Consider the following 15364-nt stretch of genomic DNA (forward strand, 5'->3'; position numbering starts at 1 on the left):
CCGGATGCCCCCGTACTGGACGTACTTGGGCTTTCGGCCGGTGCGGCGAGAGTGCGTGCCGGGCACCGCGACGCCGCGGACCTCCGTCAGACACCTCCTAGCTTTCCGTGCGGTACATCAGGTCGACCTCGTGGGTGGTGAAGCCCATGCCCTCGTAGACGGCCAGGGCCGCCGGGTTGTCGGCGTCGACGTACAGCATCGCCGTCGGCAGGCCCGCCGCGGCAAGGTGGCGCAGGCCGATCGTCGTGAGGGCCTTGCCGAGGCCGCCGCCCTGGGCGCCCGGGCGGACGCCGACCACGTAGACCTCGCCCAGCTCCTCGGCCCGGTGGATCTTCGTCCAGTGGAAGCCGACCAGTTCTCCGGCGCGCTCGGCCAGGAAGAAGCCCTTCGGGTCGAACCAGGGCTGCGCGATGCGGTCGTTCAGGTCCCGCTGGGTCAGCGAGCCCTGTTCGGGGTGGTGGGCGAAGGCGGCCGCGTTCGCCGCGAGCCAGGCCGCGTCGTCGGTGCCGGGCACGAAGGTCCGTACGGTCACACCCTCCGGCAGCACCGGCTCCGGCAGCGGGTCCGCGTCAGGGCCGAGCGGCCGGCGCAGCTGGCGCAGCTCGCGGAAGAGGGTCAGGCCGAGCACCTGGGCGAGGTGCCGGGCCGCCGACTTGCCGCCGTGGGCCCACACCCGGATCCGCTTGCCGGAGGCGGCCAACAGGGCCGTGCCCAGGGCCCGCCCGTGGCCGCGGCCGCGCAGCGCGGGGTGGACGACGAGTTCGGCGGCCGGGGCCTCCACCGGGTCGGTGTCCTCCAGTTGCCCGTATCCGGCGAGCCGGCCGCCCTCGGTGAGCAGGAAGTGCCGGATGCCCTCGCGCGGCCCGCCGCGCAGCTGGAGGCGGCCCTGCTCGGACACGGAGGTGGTGCCGTCGGTGCGTGCGGCGTCGGCGATGAGGGCGAGCACGGCCTGGGCCTGCTCCTCCGTCAGCTCGTCGAGGGTCTCAATCTGCCGTCCCGGCTCCAGGGCCGCTGCTGCGTCAGTCATGCCTTGAGCCTACGACCGCGGCGGGCGCCGGGGCGGGCGCCGGGGCGGGTGCGGCCCCGGGCATGGGTCCGTCTTCTGCCCGTAACCACCTCGATACCCGGTACCCCTGTCGTGCTACGCGCGTTGACCATAGGCTGCGGCGGACCTCCCATGTTTGTCTCGCTGTCCACAAAGGGGACTAAATGTCAGCGACGCCACAACGGCACCGCCGCAACCGCCGGTTGACCTTCACCGCTCTCGCCGTCACGGCCGGGGCCGGGGCGATGGTCGCCGCCGCTCTGCCGGCCGGGGCCGCGAGTGGTGGCGGTGCCGCCAAGAGCCGGACCGTCGACGTGCAGATGCTGTCGTTCAACGACTTCCACGGCACGCTGGAGCCCCCGCAGGGCTCCTCCGGCAATGTGACCGAACGTCAGGCCGACGGCACCACCAAAGCCATACCCGCGGGCGGGGTCGAGTACCTCGCGACCGCCCTGCGCGAAGCCCGCAAGGGCCACGAGTACTCCGTCACCGCCGCAGCCGGTGACATGATCGGCGGCAGCCCGATGCTGTCCGGGCTCTTCCACGACGAGCCGAGCATCGAGGCGCTGAACAAGCTCGACCTCGACGTCACCAGCGTCGGCAACCACGAGTTCGACGAGGGCAGGGCCGAGCTGCGCCGCATGGCGTACGGCGGCTGCCACCCGGTCGAGGGCTGCTTCGAGGAGGGCAAGGAGTTCACGGGCTCCGAGTTCCCCTTCCTCGCCGCCAACGTCACGGACGAGAAGACCAAGCGTCCGATGATGAACCCCACCTTCATCTGGAAGAAGGGGGACGTGAAGATCGGTTTCATCGGCGTCACCCTGGAGGGCACTCCGGACGTCGTCACCGCCGAGGGCGTCAAGGGCCTGAAGTTCAACGACGAGATCGAGACGATCAACAAGTACGCCGCCGAGCTGAACAAGCAGGGCGTGAAGTCGATCGTCGCGCTGATCCACGAGGGCGGCCTGCCCGCGAGCGGCGCGTACAACTACGACTGCGACGTCCCGGGGGCCGGCGCCGGCATCTCCGGTCCGATCGTGGACATCGCCAAGAACCTGGACCCGAAGGTCGACGCGCTGGTCACCGGCCACACGCACCAGGCGTACGCCTGCACCATCCCGGACCCGGCGGGCAACCCGCGCATGGTGACCTCGGCCGCCTCCTACGGCCGGCTGTTCACGGACACCACGCTGACCTACGACCGGCAGACCAAGGACATCGTCCGTACGCCGGCCAGCTCGCCCAAGCCGGTCAACAAGGTCGTCACCCGCGACCAGCCCAAGGCCGCGGACATGAGCGAGCTGCTCCAGCGCTGGAACGCACTGGCGGCCCCGATCGCGAACCGCCCGCAGGGCTTCATCTCGGCCGACATCCCGGGCCGCGGCTCGGACTCGCCGGAGAAGCCGCTCGGCGACCTGATCGCCGACGCGCAGCTCGAGGCGCTCGCCCCGGCCGACAAGGGCGGCGCGCAGCTGGCCCTGATGAACCCGGGCGGCATCCGTGCCGACCTCGCCTACAAGGCCTCCGGGGCCGAGGGCGACGGTGTCGTGACGTACGGCGAGTCCTACACGGTCCAGCCGTTCAACAACATGATGAACGTCGTGGACCTGACCGGCGCGCAGCTGATCACCGCGCTCCAGCAGCAGGTCAGCGGCCCGGTCAACGGTGCGAACCCGAAGATCCTCCAGGTGTCGAAGGGCTTCACGTACACCCTCGACATGACCAAGGCCGGTGCGGACCGCATCGTCGTGGACTCGGTGAAGCTGAACGGCGCGGCGATCGACCCCGCGAAGACCTACCGGGTCGCGATGAACGAGTTCCTCGCGGGCGGCGGTGACGGGTTCACCGTCCTGAAGGAGCACAAGAACAAGCTGGTCGGCGCTCCCGACCTGGACTGCTTCAACGCCTACCTGGGCAAGTCCACGGCGGCGGCCCCGATCGCCCCGCCGGCGGCGGACCGGATCACGGTCATCAAGTAGGACCTGCGGTCAGCGCGTCATCGAGCATCACCCGCGTACAGCGCGCCCGGAGGGGCGGTGGGCCGTCGGCCCGCCGCCCCTCCGGCGCGTGCGCTCCGTACCCCCGTGCCGGAGCGGTCGGACGGGCGGTCAGAGGGCCGACAGGAACTGCGCGACGGCCTCGTGGACGCCCTGCGGGTCGGTGAAGGGCACGAAGTGGTCCCCGTCCAGCGGGGCGTACGAGGTCTTCGGGCGGCGCGTGACCATCGCGTCGGCCGTGCCCTGCGGGAGCGCCTGGCTGCGGGTGCCGTGGACCAGTACGGCCGGGCAGGTGCTCGCGAGCCAGGCGTCCCAGTGGTCGCCACGGCAGGACTCGATGGAGTCGAGCATGTCCTGCGGGTGGAACGGCAGCCGCCAGCCCTCGCCGGAGGGGAGCGGGCGCAGTGCCTGCGCGACGAACTGGGCGCCCACGGGCCCGGCCGCCTCGAGGAGTTCCTCGCGGGTCGGTGCGGAGTACCGCATGCCGCGGAGGAAGTCGAAGAGGGCCCCCTCCGCGGTGGGGTGGACCTCGACGGCCGCGTCGATGCCGATGAGGGCCGAGATCCGGTCGGGGTGGGCGGCGGCGAGGTGGTAGGCGTTGAGGCCGCCCAGGGAGTAGCCGAGGAGGGCCACGGGCGCGTCGAGGCCCAGGTGGTCGAGGAGGGCGACGGCGTCGGAGACGTAGCCCGCGCGGTGGTAGTCCGGGGCCCGGCCGGAGTCGCCGTGGCCGCGCTGGTCGGGGGCGATGACCCGCCAGGTGTCGCCGAGGTGTTCGGCCAGGGCGGCGAAGGCGAGGCCCTCGGACAGTCCGCCGTGCAGGGCGAGCAGCGGGCGGCCGGCGCCGCCGAAGTCCAGGTAGGACAGCGTGCGGTCGTCGATCTTCAGCTCGTGGCGCATGGCTCTTGCCTCCCGTAGGACCGTGGATCCGTGGATCTTTCCGATGACCGAAGCCTGCCAGTGTTTGGGCAAGTGCGCAATACGCATGTTTAGCGCACTTGCCCAAGTGGGGGCGCCGATACGATCGCCGCATGGGAAATCGCGAGGACCTGCTGGCCGGAGCCCGGCGCTGCCTGGAGGAGAAGGGCTATCTGCGCACGACCGTGCGCGACATCGCCACGGCCTCGGGCGTGAGCATGGCCGCGATCGGCTACCACTTCGGATCGCGCGACGCCCTGCTCAACCAGGCGCTGTTCGACGCGATGGAGGAGTGGGCCGCCGGGTCGGGCCGGCTCGCCGGGCAGGGCGAGAGCGCCCTGGAGCGCTACGCCGACACCTGGGACCGCAAGATCCGGGACTTCGGCGAGATGCGCTGGCTGTGGACCGCCTCCGTCGAGGCCTTCGTGCACGCGCAGTCCCAGCCGGAGCTGCTCGCCGTCCTGGCCGAGGGGCAGCGGCGCAACCGGCGCATGGTGGCCGCCGTGCTGGCCGGGGTGCCCGAGGGGGAGGTGGCCGAGGAGGAGGTACGGTCCCTCGGTTCGCTGCACATCGCCCTGCTGACCGGGGTGATGGTGCAGTGCCTGACCGACCCGGAGCAGGCCCCGAACGGCCGCGAGCTCGCCCAAGGGCTGCGCAGAATGGCCGAGTTGCTCGAAAGCTGACCTCTACCGACGGGTAGTAAAGCCCGGTGCCCCACGCCATAATCCGGTGCCACCAACCGGGTCGGCAAAGGGGCGGGCATGGCACTGGATCGTCGGGCATTTCTGATCGGAGCGGCTGCCGCGGGCGCCGGCGCGGTGATGGGGACGGCAGGGGCCGCACCCGCCGCCGCGGGCGTGCTCGGCACCCAGGACTGGATGGCGGGCCTCGGCGACTCGACGCCCCTGCAGCGGATGACCATCCCCGGCACGCACGACTCCGGAGCCCGCCAGGGCGGCCTCTACGTCGCCTGCCAGAACACCTCCATCGCCGAACAGCTCGACTCCGGCATCCGCTTCCTCGACGTCCGCTGCCGGGTCACGGGCGGCTCGTTCGCCATCCACCACGGGTCCTTCTACCAGAACCTCATGTTCGGCGACGTGCTCGGCGCCTGCTGGAACTTCCTCGCCGCGCGCCCCTCCGAGACCGTCCTGATGCGGCTCAAGCAGGAGTACTCCACCGACAGCGACGCCACCTTCCGCGCCGTCTTCGACGACTACCTCGACCACCGCGGCTGGCGCCCGCTGTTCCGGATCGCCGACACCCTGCCCACGCTCGGCCAGGCCCGCGGCAAGGTGGTCCTGCTCGCCGACAACGGCGGACTGCCCGGCCTGCGCTACGGCGACGGCAACGTCTTCGACATCCAGGACGACTGGAACGCCGAGCCCTTCGCCAAGCGCGGCAAGATCGAGAACCACTTCCGCAAGGCCGTCCAGCAGCCCGGCAAGCTCTTCGTGAACTACACCAGCACCTCGGCGTACATGCCGCCGCGCTGGAACTCCGACCGCCTCAACCCGCAGGTGCACGCCTTCGTCGACGGCGGGGAAATGGCCGGCCGGACCGGGCTGGGCATCGTCCCGATGGACTTCCCCCACACCCGCTCCGGCCTGGTCGCCTCACTGATCCGGCACAACTGAGGTCCCCGGCGGCGGAGGGGAGGGCGCTCCCGGAATGCGGAGCACCGCCTCCGTGCCCGGGCCGCCGTCGGCCGCCGCCCGCAGCTCGGCGCTCCCGCCCGCGCGGGCCACCGTACGGGCCACGATCGACAGGCCCAGGCCGCTGCCGGGCAGGGCGCGGGCCGAAGGGGAGCGCCAGAACCGATCGAAGACGTGCGGGAGGTCCTCGTCCGGGATGCCGGGACCGTGGTCCCGCACGCGCAGCTCGCCCGCCCGCAGCGTCACCTCCACCGCGCCGCCCGGCGGGCTGAACTTCACCGCGTTGTCCAGGACGTTGACCACCGCACGCTCCAGCGCGGCCGCCTCGCCCCGTACGTACCAGGGCTCCAGGACGGAACCGAACTCCAGCTCCGGACCGCGCAGCCGGGCCCGGGACAGCGCGGCCCCGGCGATCTCGTGCAGGGCCACCACCTGGAGCGGGCCGGGGGAGACGGCGTCGGGACGCGACAGCTCCTGGAGGTCGCCGATCAGCGCGGCGAGCTCCGTCATCTGCGCCTTGACCGAGGCCAGCAGCTCCTTGCGGTCCTCGGGCGGGATGGCCCGCCCGGTGTCCTCGCTGCGGGCCAGCAGCTCGATGTTGGTCCGCAGCGAGGTCAGCGGGGTGCGCAGCTCGTGCCCGGCGTCGGCGATCAGTTGGGCCTGGCGCTCCTGGGACGAGGCGAGGGCGGCCGTCATGGAGTTGAAGGACCGCGACAGGCGGGCGATCTCGTCGTCGCCCTCGTCGGGGATGCGGACGGTGAGGTCCTCGGTCCGGGCGATGTGCTCGACGGCGTCCGTGAGTTCGTCGACGGGCTGCAGTCCCGTACGGGCCACCCACAGGCCCGCCGCCCCGGCCCCGACGACGCCGATGCCGCAGACCAGCAGCAGCACCCAGGCCAGGGTGGACAGGGGCTTGTCGATGTCGGCGAGCGGCTTGGCCACCGAGACCGCGAACACCGGGGCGCCGGGCTGGGTCTGCGCGGGGAAGGTGTAGACGCGCATGTCCGTGCCGTCGGCGGTCGTCACGTCCTGCAGGGCGGCCCGGCGCCGGCCGGCCGCGACCTCCTTGTCGACGGCGGTGACGGGCAGCGTCGCCGGTCCGCTCACCCAGCAGTGCGCCCCGTCGGAGGTGACGATCTGCACCGTCGCGTTGAGGTTCCCGGCGATGTCCTGCGGCGTGTCGGCGGGGCGGGTGCAGCGTCCGTCCAGCAGGGCGCGCGAGACCTGGGCGTTCGGGTTGGTCGCCAGCAGCGAGCGGTCCAGCTGGTCGCGCAGCTGGGTGCGCACCATCACCCACGACACCGCGGCGACGGCCGCCACGGCCAGGGCCACCGCCACCGTGACCAGCAGCGCCAGGCGCGAGCGCAGCGGGAGGGCGCGGAATCTGGCGGTGGGGCTCACTCGGGACCGCTCTCGCCGGCGCGCAGGACGTAGCCCACCCCGCGCACGGTGTGGACCAGGCGGGGCTCGCCCCCCGCCTCGGTCTTGCGGCGCAGGTACATCACGTACACGTCCAGGGAGTTGGAGCTGGGCTCGAAGTCGAAGCCCCACACGGTCTTGAGGATCTGCTCGCGGGTCAGGACCTGGCGCGGGTGGGCGAGGAACATCTCCAGCAGGGTGAACTCGGTACGGGTCAGCTCCACCGGGCGCCCGGCCCGCGTGACCTCGCGGGTGGCCAGGTCCATGCGCAGGTCGCCGAAGGTCAGCGCGTCCTCGGCGCCCTGTTCACCCACCCGCGGGGCGGCGTAGGAGCTGCGGCGCAGCAGGGCGCGGACACGGGCGAACAGCTCGTCGAGCTCGAACGGTTTGACGAGGTAGTCGTCGGCGCCCGCGTCGAGGCCGGTGACGCGGTCGCCGACGGTGTCGCGGGCGGTGAGCATCAGGACCGGGGTCACGCTGCCCGCGGCGCGCAGCCGGCGGGCAGCCGTCAGGCCGTCCATCCGGGGCATCTGGATGTCGAGGACGATCAGGTCGGGGGCGTACGAGGCCGCCTTGTCGAGGGCGTCGATCCCGTCGACCGCGGTCTGGACGGCGTACCCCTCGAAGGCGAGGCTGCGGCGCAGCGCCTCGCGGACGGCCGGCTCGTCGTCGACGACGAGGATGCGGTGCTGGTCGCCTTCGGTGGGATGCACGGGTGGTCCCCCAGGGTGGTGTTCGGTGCGGGCGGGCGTCTCCCAGCCTCGCACGGCGGGCTAGGCGGAGGTGCCGAAGCCGAGGGCGGAGCTGTTGCTGCCGTGGGCGGAGCCCGCGCCGCCGGGGCCGCCCTTGCGCAGGGAGTCCAGGTCGGCCTTGATGGTGTTGACCGGGATGGCGAAGCCGAGGCCGACGCTGCCGGCGGCGCCGCCGCTGTTGGGGGAGTAGATCGCCGAGGGCATGCCCACGACCTCGCCGTTCATGGTGAACAGGGCGCCGCCCGAGTTGCCGGGGTTGAGGGAGGCGTCCGTCTGGATGGCCTTGTACGAGGCCGAGTCCGAGCCGGTGGTGCCGTTGAACTGCCGACCGCCGTACGAGAACGGCCAGCCGCCGTCCCCCTGCTGCCCGGGCGACTGCTGCTCGGGCTTCGCGACGTTCACCTCGCGCTCGAGGGCCGAGACGATACCGCTGGTGACCGTGCCGGTCAGGCGGTCGGGGGAGCCGATGGCGACGACCTGGTCACCGACCTTCAGGTTCCCGGAGTCGCCGAGCTTGGCGGGCCTCAGGCCGCTCGCGCCCCGGAGCTTGATCAGGGCCAGGTCCTTGTCGGGGTCGGTGCCGACGATCTCGGCGGTGTACTTCTTGCCGTCGCTCATCGTCACCTGGATCTCGGAGGCGCCGCTGATGACGTGGTTGTTGGTGACGACCTCGCCGTCGGCGGTGAGGACGATCCCGGAGCCGGTGCCCTGGCCGGAGCCCGTGCGGGTGTCGATGCGGACCACGGAGGGGCTGTTCTGCTCGGCGACGCCGGAGACCGTGCCGATGCTGGACTGGGAGACGTTGGTGCCGCTGACTCCGCCGGTGCCGGTGGCGCCGGGGGTGCCCATCAGCTGCTGGACGGCGGCCGCGGTGCCGCCGCCGACCACCGCTGCCGCGAGGGCGACGGCGGCGATCAGCGCGACGGGCTTCTTGGCACGGTGACGGGCCGGAGCCGCCTGCTCGGCCGCGTGCTCCGCCGGCGTGGCCGGGGCCGGCGGGACGGTCTCGCCGCGGATGACCGGGGGCCGGTGCGCCTCGTGCCAGCCGGGCGCGGCGGGCGGGTACGAGGGCGGCGGCGGGTAGGCCGCCCCGGCCCGGGTCGGGCGGTGCTCTTGCGGGTACTCGCCTTCGCGGCGGAAGCTCTCGGTCATGGCTACGACTCTGAGCGCGGATCATGAGAGCTTCCTGAGCCCGGCCTGAGAAGCCCGACAGAACCGTGTATGCCCGGTATAAGGCCCGGCGGGGCTCGGCGCTGCCGGGCGACCGCCGGAGGCGGGTTCCGGACGGGAGGGGCCGGGTCGGCCCCGGTCGGCCTAGCGGCAGCCGCAGGACCGGCGGATCACCAGGGCCGACGGGAACTGCTTGAGGCGTTCGCGGCGCGAGCCGGCCACCCGCAGGGCGTCGTCCAGGACGAGGTCCACCGCGGCGCGGGCCATCGCCGGGCGGTCCGAGGCGATCGTGGTCAGCGGCGGGTCCGTGAGGGCCGCCTCCTTCACGTCGTCGAAGCCCGCGACGGCCAGTTCCCCGGGCACGTCGATCCGCAGTTCGCGCGCGGCCCGGAGCACACCGATGGCCTGGTCGTCCGTGGCGCAGAAGATCGCCGGCGGGCGGTTCGGGCCGGACAGGACCTCGAGGGCCACCCGGTAGGCGTCGTACCGGTTGTACGGGGCCTCGAAGAGCCGGCCCTCCACCGAACGGCCCGACTCCAGCATGGCCCGGCGCCAGCCCTCGACGTGGTCGGCCACCGGGTCGCCGACGGACGGGGTGTTCTCGACCCCGCCGATGCAGGCGACGTACTCGTGGCCGTGTTCCAGGAGGTGCCGGGTCGCCATCTGGGCGCCGCCGATGTCGTCCGTGATGACGGCGACGTCGTCGATCGCCTCCGGACGCTCGTGCAGCAGCACGACCCGCGCGTCCCAGGCCTCGATCTCGGTCGCCGCGCGCTCGCTCATGCCCTGGCTGACGAGGATCAGACCCGAGACCCGCATCCCGAGGAAGGCCCTCAGGTAGTGCACCTCGCGCTCGTCGCGGTAGTCGGAGTTCCCGACGAGCACCATCTTCCCGCGCTCGGCGGCGGCCTGCTCGACCGCGTGCGCCATCTCGGCGAAGAACGGCTGCCGGGCATCCGGGACGATCATGCCTATGAGGTCGGTGCGCCGCGAGGCCATCGCCTGGGCGACCCGGTCCGGGCGGTAGCCCAGCTCCTTGATCGCGGCGAGTACACGCTCGCGCGTGGCCGGGGCAACCGGCCGGGGTCCGTTGTTGATGACGTAGCTCACGACGGCGGTAGAGGTACCCGCAAGTCGCGCCACGTCATCCCGCGTCACCTTGGCCACGCGCGGCAGTCTACGCGGGGTGACCTGCATCTCGGCAGGGCGTCCTGCGGAGTGGATGCCCGCGGGCCCTTCGGCCGACCGGGTGACGGCGGGGCGGGCCCGTGCGCGGGCTCGGGCGCAGGCCCGCGCGCAGGCTCGCCGAGGGGCGTGGAAGCGGCCTCGGAAGAGCTTACGAGGGCGCTTGCGAGGAGGCCCGTGCTCCGGCCTGTGCCGCCCGGGCTGCCACCTTCTCCGCCGCCTGGGCCGCGGCCTCGGCCGCCGCCCGCTCCACCTTCTCCGGGGTGACGAAGCGGTAGCCGACGTTGCGGACGGTGCCGATCAGCGACTCGTGCTCGGGACCGAGCTTCGCGCGCAGCCGCCGTACGTGGACGTCGACCGTCCGGGTGCCTCCGAAGTAGTCGTAACCCCAGACCTCCTGCAGCAGCTGCGCCCGCGTGAAGACCCGCCCCGGGTGCTGCGCCAGGTACTTGAGCAGCTCGAACTCCTTGAAGGTGAGGTCCAGGACCCGGCCCTTCAGCTTCGCCGAGTACGTCGCCTCGTCCACCGACAGGTCGCCGTTGCGGATCTCCATGGGGGAGTCGTCCGAGCCCAGCTGCTGGCGGCCGGTGGCCAGCCGCAGCCGCGCCTCGACCTCGGCGGGGCCGGCGGTGTCCAGGAGCACGTCGTCGATGCCCCAGTCGGCGGTCACGGCCGCGAGGCCGCCCTCGGTCACGACCAGGATCAGCGGGCAGCCCGGGCCCGTGGAGCGGAGCAGCTGGCACAGTGACCGCACCTGCGGCAGGTCGCGGCGGCCGTCCACGAGGATGACGTCGGCGCCCGGGGTGTCCACGAGGGCCGGGCCCTCGGCGGGGGCCACGCGGACGTTGTGCAGCAGCAGGCCGAGGGCGGGCAGCACCTCGGTGGACGGCTGCAGGGCGTTGGTCAGCAGCAGGAGAGAGCTCATGCCGGACCACCTGCCCGGGTGGGGCGGTTCTGCACGGATCGCTGGTCCATCACGTCGGTTCCTCCTCGGTCCCGTCGAGGACGTGCGCGGTACTGCTTCGTACGGTGAGTCGGGTGACTCTGCCGGTAGCCATGCGGGCCCCGCGCCCTGAGGCCCGGATGGATACCACTGTTCTCGGTTCGTTCAACGTGCTGAAAGCACAAAAGGACCCGGGGGCAACGTTGCCCGGATCCTCTCGCCAGCAGAATAGCCCACCGGCCCTTTCCGGGCCGAGGTCTCGCCGGGTCCTCTTCTGTGGTTCCCGCCACGCCCCTGACCAGCGTATGCCCTGGTTTCACCGGATCGGCGGCCCCCCGCAGGGGGCTTCCGGTGCCGCCGGGCGCACCCGGGGGCGCGCGGATGCACGCCGGTGCGGGGGCGCGGAGGGGTCATCATGGAGGCCGACGGTAGAGAGCCGACGATAGGAGCTGCAGTGGCAACCGGAACCATCCGCTACTGGGCGGCGGCCAAGGCCGCGGCCAAGACGGCGGAGGAGCCGTACTCGGCGGGCACCCTGGCCGAGGCGCTCGACGCCGTGCGGGAACGCCACCCCGGGGAACTGACCCGGGTCCTCCTGCGCTGCTCCTTCCTGGTGAACGACGAGCCCGTGGGCAAGCGCCCGCACGATTCCGTCCTGCTGACCGAGGGGGGCACCGTCGAGGTGCTCCCGCCGTTCGCGGGCGGGTGAGCGGGAGCCGATGAGCACGCCTGAGGAACAGCAGCGCTACGAGCAGCAGCGCTACGAGCAGCAGCAGTACGAGCAGCAGCAGTACGAGCTGCAACAGCAACAGCAGCAGTACCAGGACCCGTACGGGACGCAGACCTGGCAGTCCGACACCTGGGACACCGGGTACCAGCCGGTGCAGCCGCCGCTGGGCGGAGTGCCGGGGCAGCCGGTCGCGCCCGAGGGCTGGTTCCGCGACGAGGCCCCGGCCGCCGCCGGGCAGTCCCCCTATCCCGAGCCGGCCGCCCCCGACGGCTGGTTCCGCGACGAGGCCCCGGCACAGGCGCAGGCTCCGGCCCAGGACTGGGCCCGGCCGGCCCCGGCCGCCGCCGAGCAGACCGCCTACCTGCCGCCGTACCCAGGCCCCGTCGCCGAAGCCGGGACGGGCCCCGCGCAGCAGCCGGCCGTGCCCGAGGGCTGGTTCCGCGACGAGGTCGCCGCCGTCCCCGCACCCGCGCCCGCCCCGGACTGGGCCGAGACGACCGCGTACCTGCCGCCCCAGGCGGCGGAGCCTCCGGCCGAGCAGACCGCGTACCTGCCGCCCGTGGCGGCCGAGGCCGCCGAGGCGCCCGCACCTGCCGGGCCGCCCGCGCCGCCGGAGCCGTCGGCCGGCGAGGAGCCGGAGTACTCCCCGCCCACCCTCGGCGGCAACACGCTGCGCGCCGTCGACCCCGCGAAGGCCCGCGCCGAGGGCCTGTCGCCGATCATCGACCCCGGTCCGCAGTCGGCCATACTGACCGCCGTCCTCGGGGTGCTGCTGGCCGTGGCCGCCGCCGTCGGCCAGTACGCCCTGCTCCTGCCGCTGATCGCCCTCCAGGGGCTCACCGCGGCCGGCTGGTTCCGCCTCAACGGCATGTGGCCCGCCCGGCAGGGCATCGCCGTGGCCTTCGCCGGAGCCCTCGCCGCCGACGTGGCAGTGCTCGCGGTGGACGCGGCCCACGGCCCCGGCGCGATCATCGGCACCCTCGGCGCCTGGGTCCTGCTCACGCTCGTCCTCCAGCTGCGCAGCCACGCCGATCCCGACGAGCGGATGTACGGCCTGATGGCCTCGGTGGCCTCCGCCGCGCTCGCCATCGTCTGCGCCGGCTACCTGGCCGCGGACACCGCCGCCGTCACCGTCGGCGCCGCCGCCGTCGCGGTCGCCGTGTTCACCCGCGCCCTGCCGCTGCCGCCCGCGCCCTCCCTCGGCGTCTCGCTGGCCGCGGCCGCCGGGGCGGGCATCGCCGTCGGCCCGCTGGCCGGAGCCGGGGTCGGCGGCGGGGCGCTGCTCGGCCTCGTCGCCGGGGCCTGCGCGCTGATCGGGCTGCGGGTGGCGGCGTACGACTACCCGTCGAAGTTCGTCCACATGACGGCCGGTGTCGCGCTGCCGCTGGCGGTCGCCGCACCCGCGGTGTACCTGATCGGCCGGGTGGTGAGCTGATCTCTCCCCGACACGGGGCATGGTCCACTAGAACGCACGTACCGACTAGGAGGGGGAGGGCACGTGCGTTTCCTGCGCGCCGTCGTGATCATCGGGGTGGTTCTGGGAGCCCTGTTCGTGGGAGCCGACCGGTGGGCGGTGAGCTATGCCGAGAACCGGCTGGCCGACCGGATCCAGGCCCGGCAGGGCCTGGCCGGCACCTCGGAGGTGGAGATCAGCGGGTTCCCGTTCCTGACCCAGGCGCTCAGCCACGACCTGGACCGCGTCGACCTGAAGCTCCGGGGCGTCGACGTGGCCGCGGACGGGCGCAAGACGCGGCTGAGCGAGCTCGACGCCACCTTCCGCAGCGTGAAGCTGAACGGGGACTACAGCGGCGGCACGGCCGCGCGGGCCGAGGGGACCGGCCTGATCACGTACGCGGACCTGACCGCGGCCTCGCAGACCGGCGCGACCCTGTCCTACGGCGGGGCGCCGGGGAAGGTGCGCGTGAGCGCGGCGGTGGACGTCCTCGGCAAGAAGCTGGAACGCAGCGTGGTGTCGACCATCACCCTCGAGGACGCGAAGGACGGCAAGGGCGGCAAGATCGTCCGGGTGCGCGCCGACGAGGTGCCGGGCGAGGGGATCCCCGGGATCGAGAAGCTGGTGCGCAAGAAGACCGACTTCGAGCGCGACCTCGACGGCGGGCTGCCCGCCGGACTGCACCTCTCGGCCCTGACCTCGGACGAGGCCGGTGTGCACCTGACGCTGGGCGGTACGGACGTGGTGCTGGCCGGATCGTGAGACGGTGGGGTCCGATCCGCAGAAGGACGGGCCCCACAAGGGCTCCGCGGGGCGGTGCAGCGGCCGTTCGGGGTGATGCGGTCCCAGTATGCGGACGATCCCGTCTCGGAATATGACACACCGGTGACAGGGCGGCCGTTTCGTCCCTACGATCCATGGCTATGAAGCATCAGCAGGCGGACCTCACGAAGCGGCGGGCAGTAGACCTGTGTCGCGTCGCCGCCATGCTCTGTCGATCCATGTGACGTGTGAGCGCATCCGCTCCACCAGCGCCGGACGACGGCCCTTCCGCGTTACCGCACCCCGCCTCCCGATCCCCTGACGCCTCCTCGCGCCGGACCGGATCCGCGAGCGCACCCGGACGTACGCACCGCACGCACCAGCCGGCCGCACCAGCACCCCCGCAGCCGACGAGTGCGCAGCACCGCAAGCACCCCCGCACAGCCCCGCCGCACACTGCCCCGGAGGAGAACACCATGAGCCGCAGCGACGTCCTCGTAGACGCCGACTGGGTCGAGGCCCACCTGAACGACGCCAACGTCGTCATCGTCGAGGTGGACGAGGACACGTCCGCCTACGACAAGAACCACATCACCAACGCCGTCCGGATCGACTGGAAGTCCGACCTCCAGGACCCGGTCCGCCGCGACTTCGTGGACCAGGAGGGCTTCGAGAAGCTCCTCTCCGCCAAGGGCATCTCCAACGACGACACCGTCGTCCTCTACGGCGGCAACAACAACTGGTTCGCGTCCTACGCCTACTGGTACTTCAAGCTCTACGGCCACCAGGACGTCCGCCTGCTGGACGGCGGCCGCAAGAAGTGGGAGCTCGACTCCCGCGACCTGGTCGACGGCAAGGACGTCCCGAACCGCCCGGCCACCCAGTACAAGGCCAAGCCGCAGGACACCTCGATCCGCGCCTTCCGCGACGACGTCGTGGCCGCGATCGGCTCCCTGAACCTGGTCGACGTGCGGTCGCCCGACGAGTTCTCCGGCAAGCTGCTCGCCCCGGCGCACCTTCCCCAGGAGCAGTCGCAGCGCCCCGGCCACGTGCCGAGCGCCCGCAACATCCCGTGGTCGAAGAACGCCAACGACGACGGCACCTTCAAGTCCGACGAAGAGCTGACCGCCCTCTACCAGGCGGAGCAGGTCGACCTGGCGAAGGACACCATCGCCTACTGCCGCATCGGTGAGCGCTCCGCGCTCACGTGGTTCGTGCTGCACGAGCTCCTGGGCCAGGAGAACGTCAAGAACTACGACGGTTCTTGGACCGAGTACGGCTCGCTGGTCGGCGTGCCGATCGAGCTCGGCCCCAACAAGTAACCCTGCCGGGCATGCA

15 protein-coding genes are annotated in these 15364 nt (G+C 72.6%); 8 read left to right on the plus strand and 7 right to left on the minus strand.

Going from position 1 to position 15364, the window contains the following annotated elements:
- Positions 1 to 97: 97 nt before the first annotated feature.
- Positions 98 to 1027: a mycothiol synthase gene (mshD, locus tag AB0D44_RS15000; protein ID WP_362589858.1), complete on the minus strand. Its 930-nt coding sequence runs from the start codon at positions 1025 to 1027 to the stop codon at positions 98 to 100.
- 182 nt (positions 1028 to 1209) lie between these two features.
- Between mshD and AB0D44_RS15005 the strand changes: the two genes are divergently transcribed.
- Positions 1210 to 3024 carry a bifunctional metallophosphatase/5'-nucleotidase gene (locus AB0D44_RS15005; RefSeq protein ID WP_362589861.1) on the plus strand — a complete coding sequence of 605 codons (1815 nt, stop codon included), beginning with the start codon at positions 1210 to 1212 and terminating at the stop codon, positions 3022 to 3024.
- A 129-nt stretch (positions 3025 to 3153) separates the two neighbouring features.
- Here the strand turns inward: AB0D44_RS15005 and AB0D44_RS15010 are convergent, their stop codons facing one another.
- The gene (locus tag AB0D44_RS15010; protein ID WP_362589864.1) at positions 3154 to 3939 is read right to left on the minus strand and encodes an alpha/beta hydrolase; all 786 of its coding nucleotides are present in this window, start codon (positions 3937 to 3939) and stop codon (positions 3154 to 3156) included.
- A gap of 131 nt (positions 3940 to 4070) precedes the next feature.
- Between AB0D44_RS15010 and AB0D44_RS15015 the strand changes: the two genes are divergently transcribed.
- Positions 4071 to 4640 (plus strand): helix-turn-helix domain-containing protein, encoded by a 570-nt coding sequence (locus AB0D44_RS15015; protein ID WP_362589867.1) that lies wholly within the window; start codon positions 4071 to 4073, stop codon positions 4638 to 4640.
- Between the two features lie 78 nt (positions 4641 to 4718).
- Positions 4719 to 5594, plus strand: a complete 876-nt coding sequence (locus AB0D44_RS15020) for a phosphatidylinositol-specific phospholipase C (protein WP_362589870.1) — start codon at positions 4719 to 4721, stop codon at positions 5592 to 5594.
- Here the strand turns inward: AB0D44_RS15020 and AB0D44_RS15025 are convergent.
- The 5 genes from AB0D44_RS15025 to AB0D44_RS15045 all read right to left on the minus strand — a co-directional run bounded on the left by AB0D44_RS15025 (position 5574) and on the right by AB0D44_RS15045 (position 11063).
- Positions 5574 to 7013, minus strand: a complete 1440-nt coding sequence (locus AB0D44_RS15025; RefSeq protein WP_362589873.1) for a HAMP domain-containing sensor histidine kinase — start codon at positions 7011 to 7013, stop codon at positions 5574 to 5576. The two genes, AB0D44_RS15020 and AB0D44_RS15025, sit on opposite strands and share 21 nt — an antisense overlap.
- A complete protein-coding gene (locus AB0D44_RS15030; protein ID WP_362589876.1) occupies positions 7010 to 7744 on the minus strand; it encodes a response regulator transcription factor in 735 nt (244 codons plus the stop codon). The genes AB0D44_RS15025 and AB0D44_RS15030 overlap by 4 nt, the downstream gene beginning before the upstream one ends.
- Before the next feature lie 60 nt (positions 7745 to 7804).
- Positions 7805 to 8935, minus strand: a complete 1131-nt coding sequence (locus tag AB0D44_RS15035; protein WP_362589879.1) for a trypsin-like peptidase domain-containing protein — start codon at positions 8933 to 8935, stop codon at positions 7805 to 7807.
- 162 nt (positions 8936 to 9097) lie between these two features.
- Complete coding sequence (locus AB0D44_RS15040; RefSeq protein WP_362589882.1) at positions 9098 to 10120, minus strand: LacI family DNA-binding transcriptional regulator; 1023 nt, start codon at positions 10118 to 10120, stop codon at positions 9098 to 9100.
- Between the two features lie 169 nt (positions 10121 to 10289).
- Positions 10290 to 11063, minus strand: coding sequence for a response regulator transcription factor (locus AB0D44_RS15045; protein WP_362589885.1), 774 nt, complete (start codon positions 11061 to 11063; stop codon positions 10290 to 10292).
- A gap of 472 nt (positions 11064 to 11535) precedes the next feature.
- On the opposite strand from AB0D44_RS15045, the gene AB0D44_RS15050 reads away from it, so the two are divergent.
- The 5 genes from AB0D44_RS15050 to AB0D44_RS15070 all read left to right on the plus strand — a co-directional run bounded on the left by AB0D44_RS15050 (position 11536) and on the right by AB0D44_RS15070 (position 15348).
- Positions 11536 to 11790 (plus strand): MoaD/ThiS family protein, encoded by a 255-nt coding sequence (locus AB0D44_RS15050; RefSeq protein ID WP_361753177.1) that lies wholly within the window; start codon positions 11536 to 11538, stop codon positions 11788 to 11790.
- Between the two features lie 10 nt (positions 11791 to 11800).
- Entirely contained in the window at positions 11801 to 13246 is a 1446-nt protein-coding gene (locus tag AB0D44_RS15055; protein WP_362589888.1) for a hypothetical protein, read from the plus strand.
- Positions 13247 to 13309: 63 nt separating this feature from the next.
- Positions 13310 to 14026, plus strand: coding sequence for a DUF2993 domain-containing protein (locus AB0D44_RS15060; protein ID WP_362589890.1), 717 nt, complete (start codon positions 13310 to 13312; stop codon positions 14024 to 14026).
- Positions 14027 to 14187: 161 nt separating this feature from the next.
- Positions 14188 to 14271, plus strand: a complete 84-nt coding sequence (locus AB0D44_RS15065) for a putative leader peptide (protein ID WP_350206375.1) — start codon at positions 14188 to 14190, stop codon at positions 14269 to 14271.
- Positions 14272 to 14502: 231 nt separating this feature from the next.
- Entirely contained in the window at positions 14503 to 15348 is an 846-nt protein-coding gene (locus tag AB0D44_RS15070; protein WP_362589892.1) for a sulfurtransferase, read from the plus strand.
- Positions 15349 to 15364 lie beyond the last annotated feature (16 nt).

This window comes from Streptomyces sp. NPDC048349 (assembly GCF_040651925.1).
Classification (GTDB): Bacteria; Actinomycetota; Actinomycetes; order Streptomycetales; family Streptomycetaceae; genus Streptomyces.

Coding starts and splice junctions, on each gene's coding strand:
- AB0D44_RS15065 (WP_350206375.1), top strand. CDS start 14,188: ATGAAGCATCAGCAGGCGGACCTCACGAAGCGGCGGGCAGTAGACCTG.
- AB0D44_RS15045 (WP_362589885.1), bottom strand. CDS start 11,063: ATGAGCTCTCTCCTGCTGCTGACCAACGCCCTGCAGCCGTCCACCGAG.
- AB0D44_RS15035 (WP_362589879.1), bottom strand. CDS start 8,935: ATGACCGAGAGCTTCCGCCGCGAAGGCGAGTACCCGCAAGAGCACCGC.
- AB0D44_RS15070 (WP_362589892.1), top strand. CDS start 14,503: ATGAGCCGCAGCGACGTCCTCGTAGACGCCGACTGGGTCGAGGCCCAC.
- AB0D44_RS15010 (WP_362589864.1), bottom strand. CDS start 3,939: ATGCGCCACGAGCTGAAGATCGACGACCGCACGCTGTCCTACCTGGAC.
- mshD (WP_362589858.1), bottom strand. CDS start 1,027: ATGACTGACGCAGCAGCGGCCCTGGAGCCGGGACGGCAGATTGAGACC.
- AB0D44_RS15055 (WP_362589888.1), top strand. CDS start 11,801: ATGAGCACGCCTGAGGAACAGCAGCGCTACGAGCAGCAGCGCTACGAG.
- AB0D44_RS15015 (WP_362589867.1), top strand. CDS start 4,071: ATGGGAAATCGCGAGGACCTGCTGGCCGGAGCCCGGCGCTGCCTGGAG.
- AB0D44_RS15020 (WP_362589870.1), top strand. CDS start 4,719: ATGGCACTGGATCGTCGGGCATTTCTGATCGGAGCGGCTGCCGCGGGC.
- AB0D44_RS15005 (WP_362589861.1), top strand. CDS start 1,210: ATGTCAGCGACGCCACAACGGCACCGCCGCAACCGCCGGTTGACCTTC.